Here is an 18079-nt window from a genome sequence, read left to right as displayed (position 1 = left end):
GCAGCGCGTCCATTGCGGTCTTGCCGGCCGGTTGACGAACTGTTCAGTGCTGCGGGGTTTCGATGCTTGCCGTGGCGCCCTACATCTCGGGAAACAGGAGAATGATCATGGGCCTGCTCGTTGACGGCAAATGGACCGACAAATGGTACGACACCAAGGAAACGGGGGGCAAGTTCGTTCGCTCGGAAGCGCAGTGGCGTGACTGGATCAGCGCCGACGGCAAGCCGGCCGAGGGCCGGGAACGCGGATTCAAGGCCGAGCCTGGGCGCTATCATCTCTACGTTTCGCTGGCCTGCCCCTGGGCACACCGCACACTGATCCTGTGCAAGCTGAAGAAGCTCGAGGATGTCATTTCCGTGTCGGTCGTTCACCACTTCATGGGCAAGGAGGGCTGGACGTTCCTGGCGGAGGACGGCGCCACTGGCGACACGCTCTACAGCCTCGACTTCCTGCGCCAGATCTACACCAAGGCAGATCCCCACTATTCCGGACGCGTGACCGTGCCGGTGCTGTGGGACAAGCAGGAGGAGACAATCGTTTCCAACGAGTCTTCGGAAATCATCCGCATGCTGAACTCGGCCTTCGACGAGTGGGGCGACGGCTCGATCGATCTCTATCCCGAAAGGCTGAGGCCGGAAATCGACCGCATCAACGCGCTCGTCTATCCGTCGATCAACAACGGCGTCTACCGGGCCGGCTTCGCGACCAGCCAGGAAGCCTATGAGGAAGCCTTCGGCGAAGTCTTCTCGGCGCTCGACCGCATTGACACGATCCTGTCGCGGCAGCGCTACGTTGCGGGCAGCGACATGACCGAGGCAGACTGGCGGCTTTTCACCACGCTGATCCGCTTCGACGCGGTCTATTTCGGCCACTTCAAGTGCAATCTGAGGCGCATCGCCGACTATCCGAACCTGTCGAACTACCTGCGGGAACTGTTCCAGGTTCGAGGAGTCGCCGACACGGTGAACATGCACCATATCAAGTCGCACTACTACGGTAGCCACGAGACGATCAACCCGACGCTCATCGTGCCGGTTGGTCCGGAACTCGACTTTTCCGCTCCGCATAATCGCGGAAGGCTGGCCAAGGCGGCCTGACGCTACCAGTGCGGCGAGACCGGCTCTCCGCCAAAGATCTCGGCAATGCGCCTCAGCGTTGCCGGGGTCGTTCTCTCTGGCAATGCGTCGAGCGGAAAGAACCCGGCCTCGGCGATCTCGCGGTCGGGCAGCTTCGGCTCGGTCTGCCGGAATGCCTCGATCAGGTAGAAGGCGACATGGTCGCGGCGGCTGGCACCGCGGTTGAAATGAAGCGACTTCAGCACAGGCGGCGCCGTGAAGAGGATATTGCCTTCCTCCTCGAACTCGCGCTCCAGCGCCTCGCCCGCCGTCTCGCCCAGTTCGACGCCGCCCCCGGGCAACTGCCAGCCAGGCACGTAGGTGTGACGGATGAGGAAAACCGACCTGTTCGAGCCGTCATAGACCAGGCCGCGCACGCCGACCGTCATGGGCCGCGCCATGAGAAAGTAAAAATGAAAGAGCCTTGCGCGCAGGCCGGGCCAGCCGGTCTGGCGGAACGGATCGGCCGCGGATTTCTTCTCCGTCATGGGGCCGGCCGCGGGTGGAAAGCAGGCGCGGCGTACCCTACAAAGGCATGATGTTCAGGCTTGCGCATATTTCCGACGTTCATCTGGGGCCGCTTCCCGCTGTAACCTATCGCGACCTCGCATCCAAGCGGGTGATCGGCTACGTGAACTGGCAACGCAACCGGCGCCGCAACCTTCATGACGGCGTCATCGACCAGATTGCCGCCGACATTGCGGCCAACGCGCCGGACCACCTGGCGATCACTGGCGATCTCGTCAACCTGGCTCTCGACGGCGAGATCGCGACAGCGCGCGCATGGCTGACGGCGCTCGGCGCGCCCGAGGATGTCTCGGTGGTTCCGGGCAACCACGATGCTTACGTACCCGGCGCCTTCGACAAGGTGTGCCGCTCCTGGGGCCCCTGGATGACCGGCGACGGGTTGCAGGCACCGACCGACAGGAACCACTTTCCCTACATGCGCGTGCGCGACAAGGTCGCGCTGATCGGCGTGTCGAGTGCGCGCGCGACCGCGCCCTTCATGGCGAGCGGCTTCTTTCGCGAGGTCCAGGCGCATCGTCTGGCGCGGCTGCTCGACGAGGCGGCAAGGCAGGGCCTGTTCCGGGTCGTCATGATCCACCATCCGCCCGTGCGCGGGGCAGTGGCGGCGCACAAGCGCCTGTTCGGCATCGGCAATTTCCAGAAAACGGTGCGCAAGCACGGCGCCGAGCTCGTGCTGCATGGCCATTCGCACGACCCGTCGCTGAACTGGATCGAGGGCAAGGAGCGCAAGATGCCGGTGGTCGGCGTATCGGCGGCCGGACAATCGGTCGGCGGATCGAAGGCGCCGGCGCAATGGAACCTGCTCGAGATTTCCGGCGAGGCGGGAGCCTGGAAGCTGACTCTGAAACGCCGCGGCCTGACCGGGCCGACCGTACCGATCTGCGAGATTTCCAGTGCCCGGCTGCTGACGCCCTCGGAGGTGCTCTAGCGCAGGTCGGTCAGGAGCCGAAGCTCGCCATCAGACGGTCCCAGAGCGCCATGACGGAGGCGATGAGTCCGACAAGGGCGCCGGCGGCAACCAGTCCCAGTCCCGACAGGAAGGAGCGCCAGCCAGTGTCGGCGGATGCTTCGGGCGTCTCGGCATGTTCGGGGCGGACGAGCCCGTGCAGTGCCGGCTCCGCCGAGCCGTCGAGCAACCGTTCGCGGTCGATGATGCGCTCGGCGACATAGCGCGCCACCTGCTCGGCGACGGGTCCTATGGCGGCCGACTCCGACAGCACGACTCGACCGCGCCGCGTGTCCTTGACGAAGCGATAGGTGCGGCGGTCGCGGCCCATCGCGACATGGCTCACCGCGTCGATCCACAGGCGCGGCTGCAGGCCGGATGAAATGGTGAAATCGAAGAGGTCGATGTCAGCCGGCACCTCTCCGAAGACGGGCGCCAGTTCGGCAGCCAGCAGTTCGAGGCGCGTACGGCTCGCTTCGCGCAGTTCCACGACGACGTCGTCGCGGTCGGCCGCCGCGTTCTTCACATCGCGGATCACGTCGGCCAGGCGCAGCACCGGCGCGTCGGCCTTCCGATTGTCGCCTGGGTCACTCATGGCGTTGGCTCCAGCCCCGCGGGGCTTGGTTAAGGTATGGTTAACATAGTGGTTTTGTGCCGGCACTCAAGCGGCGTATGGTTGCAGGCTCAGTCGCCGGCAGGCATTGCCGCGCCGGTTGAGGCTGCGAGGAGGCTGATCACCTCGCCCGGCCGCTCCTCGATCAGCATGTGGCCGGCACCGGCCGCGCGCAGCACGTCGAAGCGCGGCGGCAGCCCGTTCGATTGTGCGAAAGGCAGCACCGGGTCGGCATCGCCCCAGAGCAGCCTGACCGGCATAGGGAGGCCGCCGATGGCCTCGCGCGGGATTTCGCCTTGACGGTTGCCGCGCGTTATCATCCCGGCAATCTCGACGAGGCTCGCCGTCTGGCCGGGGACCTTCCGCATCTGCTGCAGGGCCTCGACCGCCAGTTCGGGTACGTCAAATCCGGGAGCCGACATTGCCGCGAGGCAGGCTCGAATGTCTTCGCGCGAAACGGCCTGGGCATAGTGGCGCAGCTGCGGGCCATTGATTTCTACGCCAAAGCCACCCGGCGAGAGGAGCGTCAGCGAGGAAACGGCGTCGGGATGGGAAAGGGCGGCGAGCGTTGCGATCGCACCACCCATCGAGTGGCCGGCGAGATGCGCATGCCTGATGCCGCGGCCGGCGAGGTCGGCCATGAGCAGACGGGCGGTGCTGCTCGCCTTGCCGGCCGCAAGCGACAGCGAGCCGCCGTGGCCGGGCAGGTCATAGGCGATCGTACGCACGGCGCCGCCAAGCCTGGATACGGCTTCGTCCCAGACGCCGTGAAAGGCGCCGAAGCCGTGCAGCAGCACAAGGGCCGTATCTCCCCCGCCGGAGTCGGATGCAAAAGGCGGGGGAGCCAGCGTCACGCCTGGCCGATTACGCGATTGGCGGCCGAGGTGACGGCCTCGAGCGAGGCGGCGACGATGTTGGTGTTGATGCCGACACCGAAGAGTTTGCCGCCCGGATGCTCGACCTCCATGTAGCAGATCGCCGCCGCATTCGAGCCGCGCTGCATGGAGTGCTCGGAATAGTCGAGCACCGAGAGCGCAGCGCCGATGTGACGCGACAGCGCGTCGACGAAGCCGTCGATTGGCCCGGTGCCCGTGCCCGAGATCGTGACTTCCTTGCCGTTGTCGATGATCGTTGCCTCGACGATGCGATTTCCCTTCCTGTCGGGATCGGGAAAGGTCTGGTGATCGAGGAACTTCAGGCGGGCGCCCGGCTGGTCGACATAGAGCTCGAGGAAGCGGTCGTGGATGCGCTTGGCCGGCACCTCCTTGCCCTCCACGTCGGTGATCGACTGGATGTCCTGGCTGAATTCGGCCTGCAGGTTGCGCGGCAGGTTGAGCCCGTAGTCGGCCTGCAGGACATAGGCGATTCCGCCCTTGCCGGACTGCGAGTTGATACGGATGATGGCCTCGTAGCTGCGGCCGACATCCTTGGGGTCGATCGGCAGATAGGGCACTTCCCAGTAGGGCTTGTTGGCCTGCTTGATCGCCTTCATGCCCTTGTTGATCGCGTCCTGATGCGAGCCCGAGAAGGCGGTGTAGACGAGGTCGCCGACATAGGGATGGCGCTCGGGAATGCGCAGCTGGTTGGAATACTCGTAGACACCCTTCATGCGGTTGATGTCCGAGCAGTCCAGCATCGGGTCGAGGCCCTGCGTGTACATGTTGAGCGCCAGGGTGACGAGGTCGACATTGCCGGTGCGCTCGCCATTGCCGAACAGGGTGCCCTCGACGCGGTCGGCGCCGGCCAGGAGGCCGAGTTCGGTGGCGGCGATGCCGGTGCCGCGGTCATTGTGCGGGTGCAAGGAGACCAGGATATTCTCGCGGTTGTCGAGCTGGCGGCACATCCATTCGATCTGGTCGGCATGGATATTGGGCGTCGACATTTCGACGGTTGCCGGCAGATTGATGATCAGCTTGTTGTCCGGCGTCGGCTGCACGATCTCGGTGACGGCGTTGCAGATTTCCAGCGCTACCTCGAGTTCGGTACCGGTGAAGCTTTCCGGCGAATATTCGAAACGGTAGCCGCCGCCGGCCTTGGCAGCCATGTCGGTGATCATCTTGGCCGCGTCGGTGGCGATCTGCTTTATGCCGGCGACGTCCTTGGCGAAGACGACGCGGCGCTGCAACTCGCTGGTCGAATTGTAGAAGTGCACGATCGGCCGGGTCGCCCCTTCGAGCGACTGGAAGGTGCGCGTGATCAGTTCGGGCCGGCACTGCACCAGCACCTGAAGCGATACGTCTTCCGGTACGCCGCCTTCCTCGATGCACCAGCGGGCGAAATCGAAGTCGGTCTGCGAGGCCGACGGAAAGCCGATCTCGATCTCCTTGAAACCCATGTCGAGCAGGAGCTGGAACATGCGCGCCTTGCGGTCGTGCCCCATCGGGTCGATCAGCGCCTGGTTGCCGTCGCGCAGGTCTACCGAGCACCAGATCGGCGCCTTCTCGATGCGCTTGTCGGGCCAGGTCCTGTCGGTCAAGCCGACCGCCGGGTAGGGCTGGTACTTGCTGCTGGCGTCGGGCATGCCCTTTACCGGCGTTGATTCAGTCTTTGCGTCCATCTTGTCTGCTCCCGGCACCGCCGCCTTCAAAGCGTGCGAGGCCTATCAAATCTTCATGCAGGAAATTGTGACTGGCAAGGAGCTTGCTGCGCGGGGCGGCTTGGTCGACCGCCGGGCGCTCCTTCAGCTGGCCCGACGATCGCCGATAAGACCGAGCAGCAGAAGGGCCGAGGAAAGCGCGCGAACGGTCTCGACCGCGAAGGCGGACTGACGGGACATGGCAATGGCCTGGCGCTTTGACATGGCGCGTCTATTACATCAGGGCCGGTGACGTGGCAAGAGTGCGCCTCGGGGCCAGCCGGTCAGGTCTTGATCCAGCGTGCGACAAGCCTCGCCAGCGACGGGCCGAGGGCCAATACAATCACCAGCCGGGCGCTCTGCAGTGCCATGACGAAGGACAGGTCGACGCTGTCGGAGGCGGCGGCGATGATCGCCACCGAATCCATGCCGCCGGGGCTGGTTGCGAGATAGGCTGTCAGCGGATCGATGCCGAGCTCGTGGCTGAGCAGCCAGGCGAGACCGCCGCAAAACGACATGAGCGCAACGATGGAGCCGACGATCTGGGGCAGGGCGCGCGCGGCATGGTGAAGGATCGCGCGGGTGAAGTTCAGTCCGATCGCCCAGCCGATCAGCATGTACGACGTGCCGAGCAGCCAGACCGGCAATTGCATCGGCGCACCGAGCCCGAGATGGATGATGGCGCCAAGGATGGCAGCACCCAGGAAATAGGGTGAAGGCAGGCGCAACAGCCGGCCCGCGAGGCCGCCGGCCGCCGCGATTGCAAGCGTCGCGGCGAAGGCGGGCCACTCGATGGCCGGAAACCAGACGCTCGGCGGCGCCTCGACTCCCGATGTGTCAACCCAAAGGCGCGCGATCATCGCCGCCGAGATCGAGACGAAGATGACGCGCAGATACTGCATGAAGGCGACGAGCCTGGCGTCCGCGCCGAAGGCACCGGCCATCAGCACCATGGCCGTGGCGCCGCCGGGGGCCGAACCCCAGACCGCGGTGGTTCCGGGCAGGATCTTGAAGCGGCTGATGAACCAGCCGAGAAAGCTCGAGGCGACAAGGGTGGCCGTCACGACGCCGATGAAGAGCGGCCACTCGTGCAGGAAGGTCGCGAAGATGGCAGGCGAGAGTGACGCTGCGACAAGGCATCCGACCAGTGCCTGCGAGCCGGCGAAGCCATAGCTCGGCACCCTGACCGTCGCGCCGTTGGTGCCGGCGAGGATCGCCGCCAGCATCGGGCCGATAAGCATTGCCGCAGGCATGCCGGCGAATTCGAGGATGGCGGCGAACACAAGCGAGACGAGCAGCAGCACGATCCACTGCGCGACGGCTGGCAGTTTTCCGAGACTTTGCGGTGGAGAGGGCGGGGCGGGCGCTTGCATCTGGAGTGTTCTTAAACCCGGCAGGCCGGAAATGTCAGGTGCAATCGTCTCTAGTGCAAGGTTTCGCGGCAGCGCTAGGCAAAGGGGACGGCTCCGGTCCCCAGAGGCAACTTTGCCTCGTCGTCAGGTTCGACATGGATGATGATGCGCACGCTCGGGATCTCGGCCTTGAGCGCTTCCTCGATGCGGTCACAGATGACGTGGCTCTCGGCAACGGTCATGCCCGCATCGACCACGAGATGGAACTCGATGAAGGTGGCGCGGCCGGCGATGCGGGTCTTGAGGTCGTGCACCTCGATTGCGCCCTTCGAGTTGAGCGAGATGATGTCGCGGATGCGGAAGTGCTCGTCCTTGTCCACTGCACGGTCCATCAGACCCTGCATCGAATTTCCGATTACCTGCCAGCCCTGCCAGAGGATGTTGAGAGCCACGATGATGGCGAGCGCGGGGTCGAGGATTGTCCAGCCTGTCAGCACTGCCCCGACAAGCCCGATAATGACGCCGACCGATGTGACGACGTCCGTCATGATGTGACGCCCGTCGGCAACCAGTGCGGGCGAGCGCCCGGCGCTTCCGGTACGAATAAGAAGCTGCGCCCAGAAGAGATTGACGGCCGCTGCCAGGCCGTTGATCGTCAGTCCCTCCCACGGCTGGTCTATCGGCACCGGCGTCTGCCAGGCGCGCCAGACTTCGGCGAGGATCAGCATTGCCGCCAGGACGATCAGGACGCCTTCCAGGACGGCGGAAAAATACTCCGCCTTGTGATGGCCGAAGGGATGGTTCTGATCGGCCGGCTTGTGGCTGATGCGGATGGCCCAGAAGGCAGCAAGCGCGGCGATGACATTGACGATCGATTCCAGCGCGTCGGAATAAAGCGCTACAGAGCCGGTCATCCGCCAGGCGACGAATTTCAGCCCCATCACCGCGAAGGCGATGATGATCGACCAAAAGGCGAGAGCCGCGACCTTCCGCTTGGCTGGCATCGGCCGGTCAGGCCGCCTTGACCTTGGCCTTGCGCGGCAGGTGGGCGACGACGTTCTCGATCATGCGCATGCCGGCATCCTGGCCGAGCGTCATGATCGATTCCGGGTGAAACTGCACCGCGGCGATGGGCTCCTTGCGGTGCTCGAAGGCCATGACGATGCCGTCTTCGGTCTCGGCGGTAACCTCGAATTCAGCCGGCAACCTGACCGGGTCGGCAAAGATCGAATGATAGCGGCCGACGGTCACTTCCTTCGGCAGGCCGGAGAAGATGATGCCCGGCTTCGACACGCGGATGCGCGAGGGCTTGCCATGCATGGGAACGTGAAGTTGGCGCAGTTCGCCGCCATAGGCCTCGGCGAGCGCCTGGAGGCCGAGACAGACGCCGAAGATCGGCAAGTGCCGGTCGCGCGCCTTGCGGATGGTCGTCGCGCAGTCGAAGTCCTTCGGCGTGCCGGGGCCGGGCGACAGTACGACCAGGTCGGGCTTGAGCCGGTCGAACACCTCGTCGGCGACCGGCGAGCGGACCGTTGAAACGGTAGCGCCGGTCTGGCGGAAGTAATTCGCCAGCGTGTGCACGAAGCTGTCCTCGTGATCGACGAGGAGGATGTTGACGCCTTCGCCCACACGGGAGGTCTGGCGTTCGGCAGTGGCGGCATTGCCGGCCTTGGCGTCGCGAATGGCGGAGAGCATGGCTGATGCCTTCAGTTCGGTCTCGGCTTCTTCTTCCTCGGGCGAGCTGTCAAACAGCAGCGTCGCGCCGGCGCGGACTTCAGCGATGCCGTCCTTGATGCGGATGGTGCGCAAGGTCAAGCCGGTGTTGAGGTCGCCGTTGAAATGCACCATGCCGATCGCCCCGCCGTACCAGGCGCGGGGGCTCTTCTCGTTCTTTTCGATGAAGCGCATCGCCCAGAGTTTCGGCGCGCCCGTAACGGTCACCGCCCAGGCATGGCTGAGGAAGGCATCGAAGGCGTCCATGCCTTCGCGCAGCCGGCCCTCGATATGGTCGACGGTGTGGATGAGGCGCGAATACATTTCGATCTGGCGCCGGCCGATGACGCGCACGGATCCCGGCTCGCAGACACGGCTCTTGTCATTGCGATCGACGTCCGAACACATGGTCAGTTCGGACTCGTCCTTCTTCGAGTTGAGCAGCTTCAGGATCTGTTCGGAATCCGAAATCGCATCGTCGCCGCGCTTGATGGTGCCGGAGATCGGGCAGGTCTCGACGCGGCGTCCGTTGACGCGCACGAACATTTCGGGCGAGGCGCCGATCAGGTATTCGCCTTCGCCGAGATTGATGAAGAACGAGTAGGGCGACGGGTTGATCTGCTTCAGCCGGCGCGAAATCTCGGAGGGCGGCGTCTCGCAGCGTTCGTAGAACATCTGGCCCGGCACCACCTCGAAGAGGTCGCCGCGCTGGAAACTCTCCTTGGCCTTCTCCACGAGCTTTGCATATTCGCCGGGTGCATGGTCGCCGCGCGGCGGGATTCTGGAGGAAGGCCTGAAAGGCTCTTCCCTGCCGCCCCGCGGCAGCCCTTCCGTAGTGAAGCCGTCGCCGGCGTAGTCGTAGCGGTCGTGCCAGGCCAGCGCCTGGTGATGGTCAACGACGAGGATCTCGTCGGGCAAATAAAGCACGAGATCGCGCTGGCTGTCGGCGCGCTGCAGCGAGAAATCGACCGGGTCGAACTGGAAGGCAAGGTCGTAGCCGAAGGCGCCGTAAAGGCCGAGGTTCGAATCCTGGTCCGTCCGGAAGAGACCGGTGAGGGCACGCAGCACGGTGAACACCGATGGAACGCGGCTGCGCTCCTCTTCCGTGAATACGCGGCCCGGCGCCGCAATGTCCAGACGAACGAGCGTTGCAGACGACTCCGCAACCGTGACGTCGTCCAGGTTCGAAACAGTGTCGAGGACGAGCGGCAGGAGAACCTCGCCGCGCTCGTTCAGCGCCTCGATGCGCATTGCGCGGCCGCGTGCCGAGATGACCAGCGGCGGATCGATGATCGCCGTGTCCCAACGCGTGTAGCGGCCGGGATACTCGTAGTTGGAGGAGAAGACCGCGCCGCGGCGGCCGTTCAGCCCGTCGATATAGGCCTCGATGGCGCCGGCATAGGGTGTTTCATGGCGCTGCCGGGTGATCGCCACGCCACCGGCCGTGACGAAACGCTCCCCACCGTCTTCAAGCTGCTCGATCGTCATTCCCGTCTCCAACCGTTCCCGCGCGGGGTCGGGCACGCACCTGAAACACAAATGGCCGCCCGGATATTCCGTTGCGGCCACCAAAACTACACGCGCACACGCTTTCAGGCCGCTGTCAGCAGGCCCACCACCAAGTCGATACGTTCACGTGCGCGGTCATGAATTTCCCATAGCGGCGATTGACGATCCGCGCAACGGGATTCGGGTCGCGGATCAAGCTTCGGTTGATCACGCGAACAAAGGCTTGACCTTGCCGATGCCTGTGTCAATCTTCACTCAGAAGAAAATAAATGGAATCTGTGGAAAATTCCTGTTGCCGGTCCGGGGATGGCGACTTGCATCAGGGCGGATTGACCAGCGCACCTGGTGCGCATCTGGAGGGGTAGGAAAATGAGTAGTACGACGGTTACCGCGACTGCGACTGGAGCGCCTGGGCCGGGCCAGTTGCACAGAACCATCAACTGGACGGGTGCATTCTGGGTCGCAAGCGGCGTGCCCGCGCTGGTGCTGTTCTCCATTGGCGGCATTGCCGGAACGACCGGCAAGCTGGCCTTCGTGATCTGGACCTGCTCGGTGATTCTCGGGCTGATCCAGTCCTTCACCTACGCCGAGATAGCCGGGCTGTTTCCGTCCAAATCAGGCGGTGCCTCGGTCTATGGCGCGACGGCCTGGCTGCGCTATTCGAAATTCATCGCGCCGCTGTCGGTGTGGTGCAACTGGCTGGCCTGGACGCCCGTGCTGTCCCTCGGCTGCTCCATCGCAGCGGCCTACATCCTCAGTGCCCTGGCACCGATCCCCGGCTTCTCCGAAAGCTCGGCCGAGGTCGTTGCCTGGCTTGGCGATCCTGCCAATGCCGGCAGGTCCGCGGCCGACGCCATCGCGGCGCTGACCGCATCCGGGACGCCGGCCATCCGAGACTGGACACTCTACAGCGGCTCGCTCGGCCCGGTCAGCTTCTCGCTCAACGCCGTGTTCTGGATCGGCGTGGTGCTGATGCTGATCGTCTTCGCAATCCAGCATCGCGGTATTCTCGGCACGGCCAATGTGCAGAAATACATCGGCCTGATCGTCATCATCCCGATGCTGATCGTCGGCATCGTCCCGATCATCACCGGCCAGATCAACTGGGACAATTATTCTCCGCTGGTTCCGCTGGCGGAGGCCTATGCCCCCGAGCCAGGTACGTGGAGCATCAGCGGCTGGACGTTGGTCTTCGGCGGCATGTTTATCGCCGCATGGTCGGCCTATGCCTTCGAGACCTCGATCTGCTTCACCAGCGAGTTCAAGGATCCGGGCCGCGACACGGTTCGTGCGATCCTCTATTCGGGCCTGCTCTGCCTGCTGCTCTATACGCTGGTGCCGTTCACCTTCCAGGGCGTGCTTGGACTTGAGGGCATGCTGGCCGGTCCGATCGTCGATGGATCCGGCGTCGGCAATGCGATGGCCCAGATGGTCGGCGGCGCCGGCATCATTACCTCCATCATGATCATGCTGATGATCCTGGCGCTGATGCTGGCGATCATGACGGCGATGGCCGGTTCCTCGCGTACCCTTTACCAGGGTTCGGTGGACGGCTGGCTGCCGCGCTACCTCAGCCATGTCAATCCGCATGGCGCGCCGACCGCCGCGATGTGGACCGACCTGGTCTTCAACCTTGGCCTGCTTGCCATCGCCGCTGCCGACGCGACCAGCTACTTCTTCATCCTGGCCGTCTCGAACTGCGGTTACATCATCTTCAACTTCCTCAACCTCAATGCCGGCTGGATCCATCGCATGGACAATGGCCACATCGTCCGACCGTGGAAGGCACCGACCGTGCTGATCGCGATCGGCGCGATGCTGTCCTACGTCAATGCCATGTTCATGGGAGCGGGCGCCAAGGTCTGGAATCCCTGGGCACTGTGGGCGGGTCTCATCGCAGCGGCACTGATCATCCCGGTGTTCTGGTACCGCCACTACGTTCAGGATGGCGGCAAGTTCCCGACGCACATGCTTGATGATCTCGGCATCAGGCAGTCCGATCTGGTCGTGCGCAAGGCGGGCATCCTGCCCTACCTGACGCTCGCGGCGGGTGCTGCCGTGGTGCTGATCTCGAACTGGTTCTTTGTCATCTGACGAAGGCCGGAAACTGAACCAAAGAGAAAGCCCGGGTCACTGCCCCGGGCTTTCCTGCATTCGGGCCTAGTCTTCCAGCGCGCCGTCCTTAGGCTTGGTGCTGCGCGCTTCTCCGACCAGCTTGATGATGTCGTCACCGGCGCGGCCGGAACGGTGCATGGAACGGGTGAGGATGTAGCCGGCCTGCGGCGCCTGAATCTCGATCGCGCCATCCGGTTCGCCCGGTGAATGCACGATGGTCGCGAGCGGCGCGCCTTTCGCAATGCGCTGTCCGGGCTCGACATGGAACAGGATCGCGCCGGCGCGCGGCATCGAGATCATCTCGACATTCTCGATGGGCGCGACCACGCCATCGAAGTTGTTCGGCGCCGCGGCCTCCTTGTCGGCAATAACGCCCCGCGTGGCGAGAAGCCGATAGATGCCCTGCGCGTCCGACTCGGCATAAGCACTGTCGACATCGCGCTGGCCTCGAAACTCGACGGTGGTGATGACGCGGCGGTCGAGATCGGCTTCTTCAGGCGGCAGTTGCAGCCAGGGATGGATCGCGGCTTCCTCGAAGGCGGCACCAGAGGAGCCTTTCCACAGGACAACGGCTTCGACGCCCATCGCTGCCGCGCAATCCTGCATGGCCGGCCACAGCTCGGCCGGGACATAGAAGTAGGGCACGCCTTCGTCGTCGCAATGCAGGTCGAGCACGATATCGTGGCCGACCGACAATTCCACCAGCAGGCGCTTTAGGCGCACGTCAGCGGTTGCGGCGGGCGTCGCCGGCGGCAGCGCGCTCTTCTCCGGCCGGTCGAGCAGCGGGAAGTCGCGGTTGAAGTTCGTGCGGGTGCCGAGATGGAAGCGGCCCTCGAGATCGCCGAACAGATATTGCGCGCGCCCGACCGGGTTGGCAGCCGGCACGACCGTGATGTCGCCCAGAATGCGGCCCTCGGCCTCGGCCTGCCGCAGTTTGGGCATCAGCGCATGGATGGCCACCACGCCCGGCAGCTCGCCGGCATGGAGCGCTGCCTGGATATAGGACGATGGCGCACCGGCCGACGATCCGGCGAACCGGTACACGGGAATCCGGTAGACGACGCCTTCGGTGTCGCCGGGAAGTTCTTCAACTGATTTTTGCATGAGTCCGTCCTGAATTCGGCCGAACCATGCCCAAAGTCCCTCGCGCCCGCAACGGGCAGGGCTTGAGCCAGAGTGGTCTCGTTAAGGGGGCAGCTTTAGCGTCGAGAGGCAGCCTCAGCCCAGCGGCCGGGCAGCCAAGGCCTCGCACCAGTGGGCAAGGCGGTCGCTCAGGTTGCGGTCGCGGAAGTAGGCGTCCTCCTCCTCGGGAATGCGTTCGATCTCCTCGAAGGCGAAGTCGGCGGCATGCTCACGCCAGGCAGTCTGCAGGCGTCGGTGCGGACTGGTTCCCATCTGCAGGCCGAACCAGACGCGGTTCTGCACTGTCGCGATGTTCGGCGCGGCACCCAGCCAGCGCTCGCCTGTGGGGTTGCAGCGCACGGCGTAGATGCCGGCGACCACCTTGCGTTCCTTGTAGGCCGCGATGGCAGCCTTCTTGCGTTCGTTCTTCATGGCGTTTCCCGCTGGCGGCGACCTGCCGCGTCAATTAGTGGCGGGGGAATATCACCCGGGTAATATTGACGCAATAATTTTTATCCGGGTAGAAGGAGCCTCATTGAGGAACCAGTTCATGTCCGTATCGCCGTCAACGCCCAGTATCGCCTTCCAGGGCACAAGAGCCATTGCGGCGGGACCGCTTGCCGAGGTGGCCGTCGCGGCGAGGCAGGCTGTCGCGTGCGACCCGGAGAAGCCGCTGCTGGTCTTCGATGACGAGACTGGCGGCGTTATCGACCTTGATCTTCGTGGCTCCGATGCGGAGGTCCTGGCCCGGCTTAAGGCGCGAAATGCTCCGCAAAGCGATGAGGTGAAGTCGCCGGGGCGTGGGCGGCCGAAGCTCGGAGTGGTCCCCCGCGAGGTGACCTTGCTGCCGCGACACTGGGCCTGGCTGTCGGCGCAGCCCGGCGGCGCGTCGAATGCGCTCAGGCGCCTGACGGAGGCGGCGATGCGCTCGGAAGAGGGCAAGGGCCGCGCCCGGGCGGACCGGGAGGCCGCCTACCGCTTCATGTCGGCAATGGCGGGCGACCTGCCAGGCTTTGAGGAAGCGAGCCGCGCGCTCTTTGCTGATGACCGCGAAGCGTTCGGAGAGCACAGCGGCGGCTGGCCGGCCGACATCCGGAAGCATGTCGCGAAACTTGCGTGGCGCGCCAGTCCGGCCTGACCCGGCAGGCCGAATCGTTTGGCCGCTCAGTCGGCGGCCGGCAGTCGGCGGATGGTGAACTCGATGACGCCGCCCGGGCGCTCGAACCAGCTCTCGATCTCGGTCCAGTAGGCCTGCTTGGGCCAGCGGTCGAACCATTCGCGCGCCTTGTCGCGCGCATCGGGGCGCGGCAGCACGAAGGTTTCGCGCAGGAAGCCGTCGCGAGGCATTCGCTCACGTTCGGCGCGCGAACGGTCGAGCCGCTTTTTCAGCCCGTCGAGTGGTGGTCTGGCCGGCGTGCGCATAACGAACTCCTTGACCCATCCGTTCAACAGATTAGGGATCGCCCAGAAAATTACGAGTCAAAAGACGAGCCCTTTCGCGCGGGGCTTACCGACGGAGACAGTTCATGGAACGCCCCGAAATCCCAACTGGCCTGCCGGCCGATATCGAAGACAGGAAGATCGAGGCGCGGGCCTGGTTCGAGGAGCTGCGCGACATGATCTGCGCTGCGTTCGAGGACTGCGAGGATGAACTGACTGGCCCGGGCGCCGCGGGGGAGCCGGGGCGTTTCGTCAGGACGCCGTGGCAGCGCGACGACGGCAAGGGCGGTGGCGGCACGATGTCGATGATGGGCGGCCGCGTCTTCGAGAAGGTCGGCGTGCATACCTCGACGGTGCACGGCGAATTTTCGCCCGAGTTCCGCAAGCAGATTCCGGGCGCCGAGGAGGATCCGCGCTTCTGGGCCTCGGGCATCTCCCTGATTGCCCATCCATGCAATCCCAACGTTCCCGCCGTGCACATGAACACGCGGATGGTTGTCACCTCGCGGCAATGGTTCGGGGGCGGCGCTGACCTGACGCCGGTGCTCGATCGCCGGCGCACCCAGGAGGATCCCGACACGGTTGCCTTTCATGCCTCGATGCAGAAGGCCTGCGACGACCATGCTCCGATCGCCGACTACGCGCGGCTGAAGGCATGGTGCGACGAGTATTTCTTCCTGCCGCACCGCAACGAGCCGCGCGGCACCGGAGGCATTTTCTTCGACTGGCTGCATTCGGGCGAGGAAAAGGGTGGCTGGAATGCCGACTTCGCCTTCGTGCAGGATGTCGGACGCGGCTTCCTGGACATCTATCCGCGCCTCGTGCGGCGAAATTTCAACGACGCCTGGACGGAAGCCGACCGCGAGGAACAGCTGATCCGGCGCGGCCGGTACGTCGAATTCAACCTTCTCTACGACCGCGGCACGATCTTCGGGCTGAAGACAGGTGGCAATGTGAACTCGATCCTGTCGAGCATGCCACCCGCGGTCAAGTGGCCCTGATCCGGGCCGATGCGGCGCTTCCACGCATTGACGTTAGTGCCGCCAACTACTAGGTGAAGCAGCAATTGCCGGCGCATAGCCCTTTGATGGCCGCCCCGCACCTTCAGGAAAGACTTCTTTTGACGAATCTCCCAGACATGGCTCCGGCATTGGCCGGGGCGCTCGCAGCGCGTGGTTACGACACGCTCACCGCCGTCCAGACCGCCGTACTGGCGCCTGAAGCCAACGGCGCCGACCTTCTGGTCTCGGCCCAGACCGGCTCCGGCAAGACGGTCGCCTTCGGCATCGCCATCGCACCGACGCTGCTCGACGGCGCGGAGCGGTTCGAGGGCGCGGACGCGCCAAGCGCGCTGGTCATTGCCCCGACACGCGAACTGGCGGTGCAGGTACGGCGCGAATTCGAATGGCTCTACCGCGATACGGGGGCGCGCATCGCGTCCTGCGTCGGTGGCATGGACATGCGCCAGGAACGGCGCGCGCTGGAACAGGGCGCGAATATCGTGGTCGGAACGCCCGGCCGCCTGCGCGATCACATCACGCGCGGTTCGCTCGACATTTCGGCCCTGCGCGCCGTGGTGCTCGACGAGGCCGACGAGATGCTTGACCTCGGCTTCCGCGAGGATCTCGAGTTCATCCTGGCCGCCGCACCGGCCGACCGCCGCACGCTGCTTTTCTCGGCGACGGTGCCGAAAGCCATCGCGCAACTGGCAAAGCGCTTCCAGCGCGACGCGCTGCGCATCACCGCTACCGGCGAAGGCGACCAGCACGACGACATTGAGTACCGCACCATCCTGGTTGCGCCGTCCGAGCGCGAGAACGCCATCATCAATTCGCTGCTGTTCTTCGATGCGCAGAACACGCTGGTTTTCTGTGCCACGCGCGAAGCGGTCAGGCGCCTGACCAGCCGGCTCGCCAATCGCGGCTTTTCGGTCGTGTCGCTGTCGGGCGAGCTAAGCCAGGCGGAACGCACCAATGCCCTGCAGGCAATGCGCGACGGCCGCGCGCGCGTCTGCGTGGCGACCGACGTTGCCGCACGCGGTATCGATCTGCCCAATCTCGACCTCGTCATCCATGCCGACCTGCCGACCAATCCCGAGACGCTGCTGCACCGCAGCGGCCGGACCGGTCGCGCCGGGCGCAAGGGCGTCTGCGCGCTGATCGTACCCTTCCATCGACGCGGAAGCGCCACCCGCCTGCTCAAGCTCGCCAAGCTCGAGGCGACGGTGCAGCCGGCACCCGGCCCGACCGAGATAGACGCCCGCAACCGCGAGCGTATCCTTGCCGACCCGGTGCTGACCGAGGCGCCCGGCGAGGACGAGATGGAGTTCGTCCGCGAACTGCTTTCCACCCACAGCCCCGAACAGGTGGCGGCGGCGTTCCTGCGCCAGCAGCTTGCGGCGCGGCCATCGGCCGAAGAGTTGTCCGACGGGCCGGCGCCGAAGTTCGACCCGGCCAAGGGCGAGCGGCCGGATACGCGCTTTACCGACGGCGTCTGGTTCACGATCTCGGTCGGCCGCAAGCATCGCGCCGAGCCGCGCTGGCTGTTGCCACTGATCTGCAAGGCCGGCCATGTCACAAAGCGCGAGATCGGCTCGATCCGCATCCTCGATACTGAATCGCGTTTCGAGATCGTCTCCGACCGCGCCGAAGGCTTTGCCAAGGCGGTCAAGGCGCATGGCACCGGCGAGAAGGGTGTCGTGATCCAGCCTGCAGGCGAGGCCGGTGCCCCGGAGCGGTCCCCCGCCCCGGAGAGGGCCCCTGAACCGACGAGTACCTGGGAAGGCAAGAAAAAGAAGCACCGCAAGGGACCCGCGAGCCACGCGCCGCGGCAGCCCGATGACGGCGCTCCGGCCGACCGGCCAAAGAAGAAATTCAAGCCTAAGAAGCGGCCTGCCAAGGCCTGAGGAAGCCTCCTCCGACGCGACCGGAACGATCTGCGGCCGAAAGCCGCGATCCCGGCCGCCGCGATCGCGCCACAAAGGTCGGAAATGGCGGCCGAATGTGGCCGTGGCGGCGGCGCAGATTTTCTTTTTCGTCTAGTATCCCATTG

16 protein-coding genes are annotated in these 18079 nt (G+C 65.0%); 6 read left to right on the top strand and 10 right to left on the bottom strand.

What is annotated here, in order from left to right; translation table 11 throughout:
* The first annotated feature begins 107 nt into the window (after positions 1-107).
* Positions 108-1097 (top strand): glutathione S-transferase family protein, encoded by a 990-nt coding sequence (locus ACT2BZ_RS00850; RefSeq protein WP_457938596.1) that lies wholly within the window; start codon positions 108-110, stop codon positions 1095-1097.
* Between the two features lie 2 nt (positions 1098-1099).
* On the opposite strand, the gene ACT2BZ_RS00845 is transcribed toward ACT2BZ_RS00850, so the two are convergent.
* A complete protein-coding gene (locus ACT2BZ_RS00845) occupies positions 1100-1603 on the bottom strand; it encodes an NUDIX domain-containing protein (RefSeq protein WP_457938594.1) in 504 nt (167 codons plus the stop codon).
* A 50-nt stretch (positions 1604-1653) separates the two neighbouring features.
* Here ACT2BZ_RS00845 and ACT2BZ_RS00840 point away from each other — a divergent pair, with 50 nt between their 5' ends.
* Positions 1654-2571 carry a metallophosphoesterase family protein gene (locus tag ACT2BZ_RS00840; protein ID WP_457941438.1) on the top strand — a complete coding sequence of 306 codons (918 nt, stop codon included), beginning with the start codon at positions 1654-1656 and terminating at the stop codon, positions 2569-2571.
* Between the two features lie 10 nt (positions 2572-2581).
* Here the strand turns inward: ACT2BZ_RS00840 and ACT2BZ_RS00835 are convergent, their stop codons facing one another.
* The 6 genes from ACT2BZ_RS00835 to ACT2BZ_RS00810 all read right to left on the bottom strand — a co-directional run bounded on the left by ACT2BZ_RS00835 (position 2582) and on the right by ACT2BZ_RS00810 (position 10330).
* Entirely contained in the window at positions 2582-3184 is a 603-nt protein-coding gene (locus ACT2BZ_RS00835) for a hypothetical protein (protein WP_457938592.1), read from the bottom strand.
* Positions 3185-3273: 89 nt separating this feature from the next.
* Positions 3274-3999, bottom strand: coding sequence for an alpha/beta fold hydrolase (locus ACT2BZ_RS00830; protein WP_457938590.1), 726 nt, complete (start codon positions 3997-3999; stop codon positions 3274-3276).
* A gap of 53 nt (positions 4000-4052) precedes the next feature.
* Positions 4053-5723 carry a 2-isopropylmalate synthase gene (gene leuA, locus ACT2BZ_RS00825; protein WP_457941437.1) on the bottom strand — a complete coding sequence of 557 codons (1671 nt, stop codon included), beginning with the start codon at positions 5721-5723 and terminating at the stop codon, positions 4053-4055.
* A 338-nt stretch (positions 5724-6061) separates the two neighbouring features.
* A complete protein-coding gene (locus tag ACT2BZ_RS00820; RefSeq protein ID WP_457938588.1) occupies positions 6062-7150 on the bottom strand; it encodes an AbrB family transcriptional regulator in 1089 nt (362 codons plus the stop codon).
* Positions 7151-7224: 74 nt separating this feature from the next.
* A complete protein-coding gene (locus ACT2BZ_RS00815) occupies positions 7225-8133 on the bottom strand; it encodes a cation diffusion facilitator family transporter (protein WP_457938586.1) in 909 nt (302 codons plus the stop codon).
* 7 nt (positions 8134-8140) lie between these two features.
* The gene (locus ACT2BZ_RS00810; RefSeq protein ID WP_457938584.1) at positions 8141-10330 is read right to left on the bottom strand and encodes an anthranilate synthase; all 2190 of its coding nucleotides are present in this window, start codon (positions 10328-10330) and stop codon (positions 8141-8143) included.
* 390 nt (positions 10331-10720) lie between these two features.
* Here ACT2BZ_RS00810 and ACT2BZ_RS00805 point away from each other — a divergent pair, with 390 nt between their 5' ends.
* A complete protein-coding gene (locus ACT2BZ_RS00805) occupies positions 10721-12445 on the top strand; it encodes an APC family permease (RefSeq protein WP_457938583.1) in 1725 nt (574 codons plus the stop codon).
* Between the two features lie 66 nt (positions 12446-12511).
* Here ACT2BZ_RS00805 and ACT2BZ_RS00800 read toward each other — a convergent pair whose 3' ends face one another.
* Both ACT2BZ_RS00800 and ACT2BZ_RS00795 read right to left on the bottom strand, forming a co-directional pair.
* The gene (locus ACT2BZ_RS00800) at positions 12512-13570 is read right to left on the bottom strand and encodes a peptidase M14 (protein WP_457938582.1); all 1059 of its coding nucleotides are present in this window, start codon (positions 13568-13570) and stop codon (positions 12512-12514) included.
* 114 nt (positions 13571-13684) lie between these two features.
* A complete protein-coding gene (locus ACT2BZ_RS00795) occupies positions 13685-14020 on the bottom strand; it encodes a GIY-YIG nuclease family protein (protein ID WP_457938580.1) in 336 nt (111 codons plus the stop codon).
* 118 nt (positions 14021-14138) lie between these two features.
* Between ACT2BZ_RS00795 and ACT2BZ_RS00790 the strand changes: the two genes are divergently transcribed.
* Positions 14139-14726 carry a DUF2239 family protein gene (locus ACT2BZ_RS00790; RefSeq protein ID WP_457941436.1) on the top strand — a complete coding sequence of 196 codons (588 nt, stop codon included), beginning with the start codon at positions 14139-14141 and terminating at the stop codon, positions 14724-14726.
* Between the two features lie 26 nt (positions 14727-14752).
* Here the strand turns inward: ACT2BZ_RS00790 and ACT2BZ_RS00785 are convergent, their stop codons facing one another.
* Complete coding sequence (locus ACT2BZ_RS00785; protein ID WP_457938578.1) at positions 14753-15010, bottom strand: hypothetical protein; 258 nt, start codon at positions 15008-15010, stop codon at positions 14753-14755.
* A gap of 104 nt (positions 15011-15114) precedes the next feature.
* Here ACT2BZ_RS00785 and hemF point away from each other — a divergent pair, with 104 nt between their 5' ends.
* Together hemF and ACT2BZ_RS00775 are read left to right on the top strand one after the other, a co-directional pair.
* Positions 15115-16029, top strand: coding sequence for an oxygen-dependent coproporphyrinogen oxidase (gene hemF, locus ACT2BZ_RS00780; RefSeq protein WP_457938576.1), 915 nt, complete (start codon positions 15115-15117; stop codon positions 16027-16029).
* An 86-nt stretch (positions 16030-16115) separates the two neighbouring features.
* Positions 16116-17933, top strand: coding sequence for a DEAD/DEAH box helicase (locus ACT2BZ_RS00775; protein WP_457938574.1), 1818 nt, complete (start codon positions 16116-16118; stop codon positions 17931-17933).
* Positions 17934-18079: the final 146 nt, after the last annotated feature.

This window comes from Mesorhizobium sp. 10J20-29, from assembly GCF_054130485.1.
Note: the sequence above shows the minus strand (reverse complement) of the source record. Positions and strands in the feature narration are given on the sequence as shown.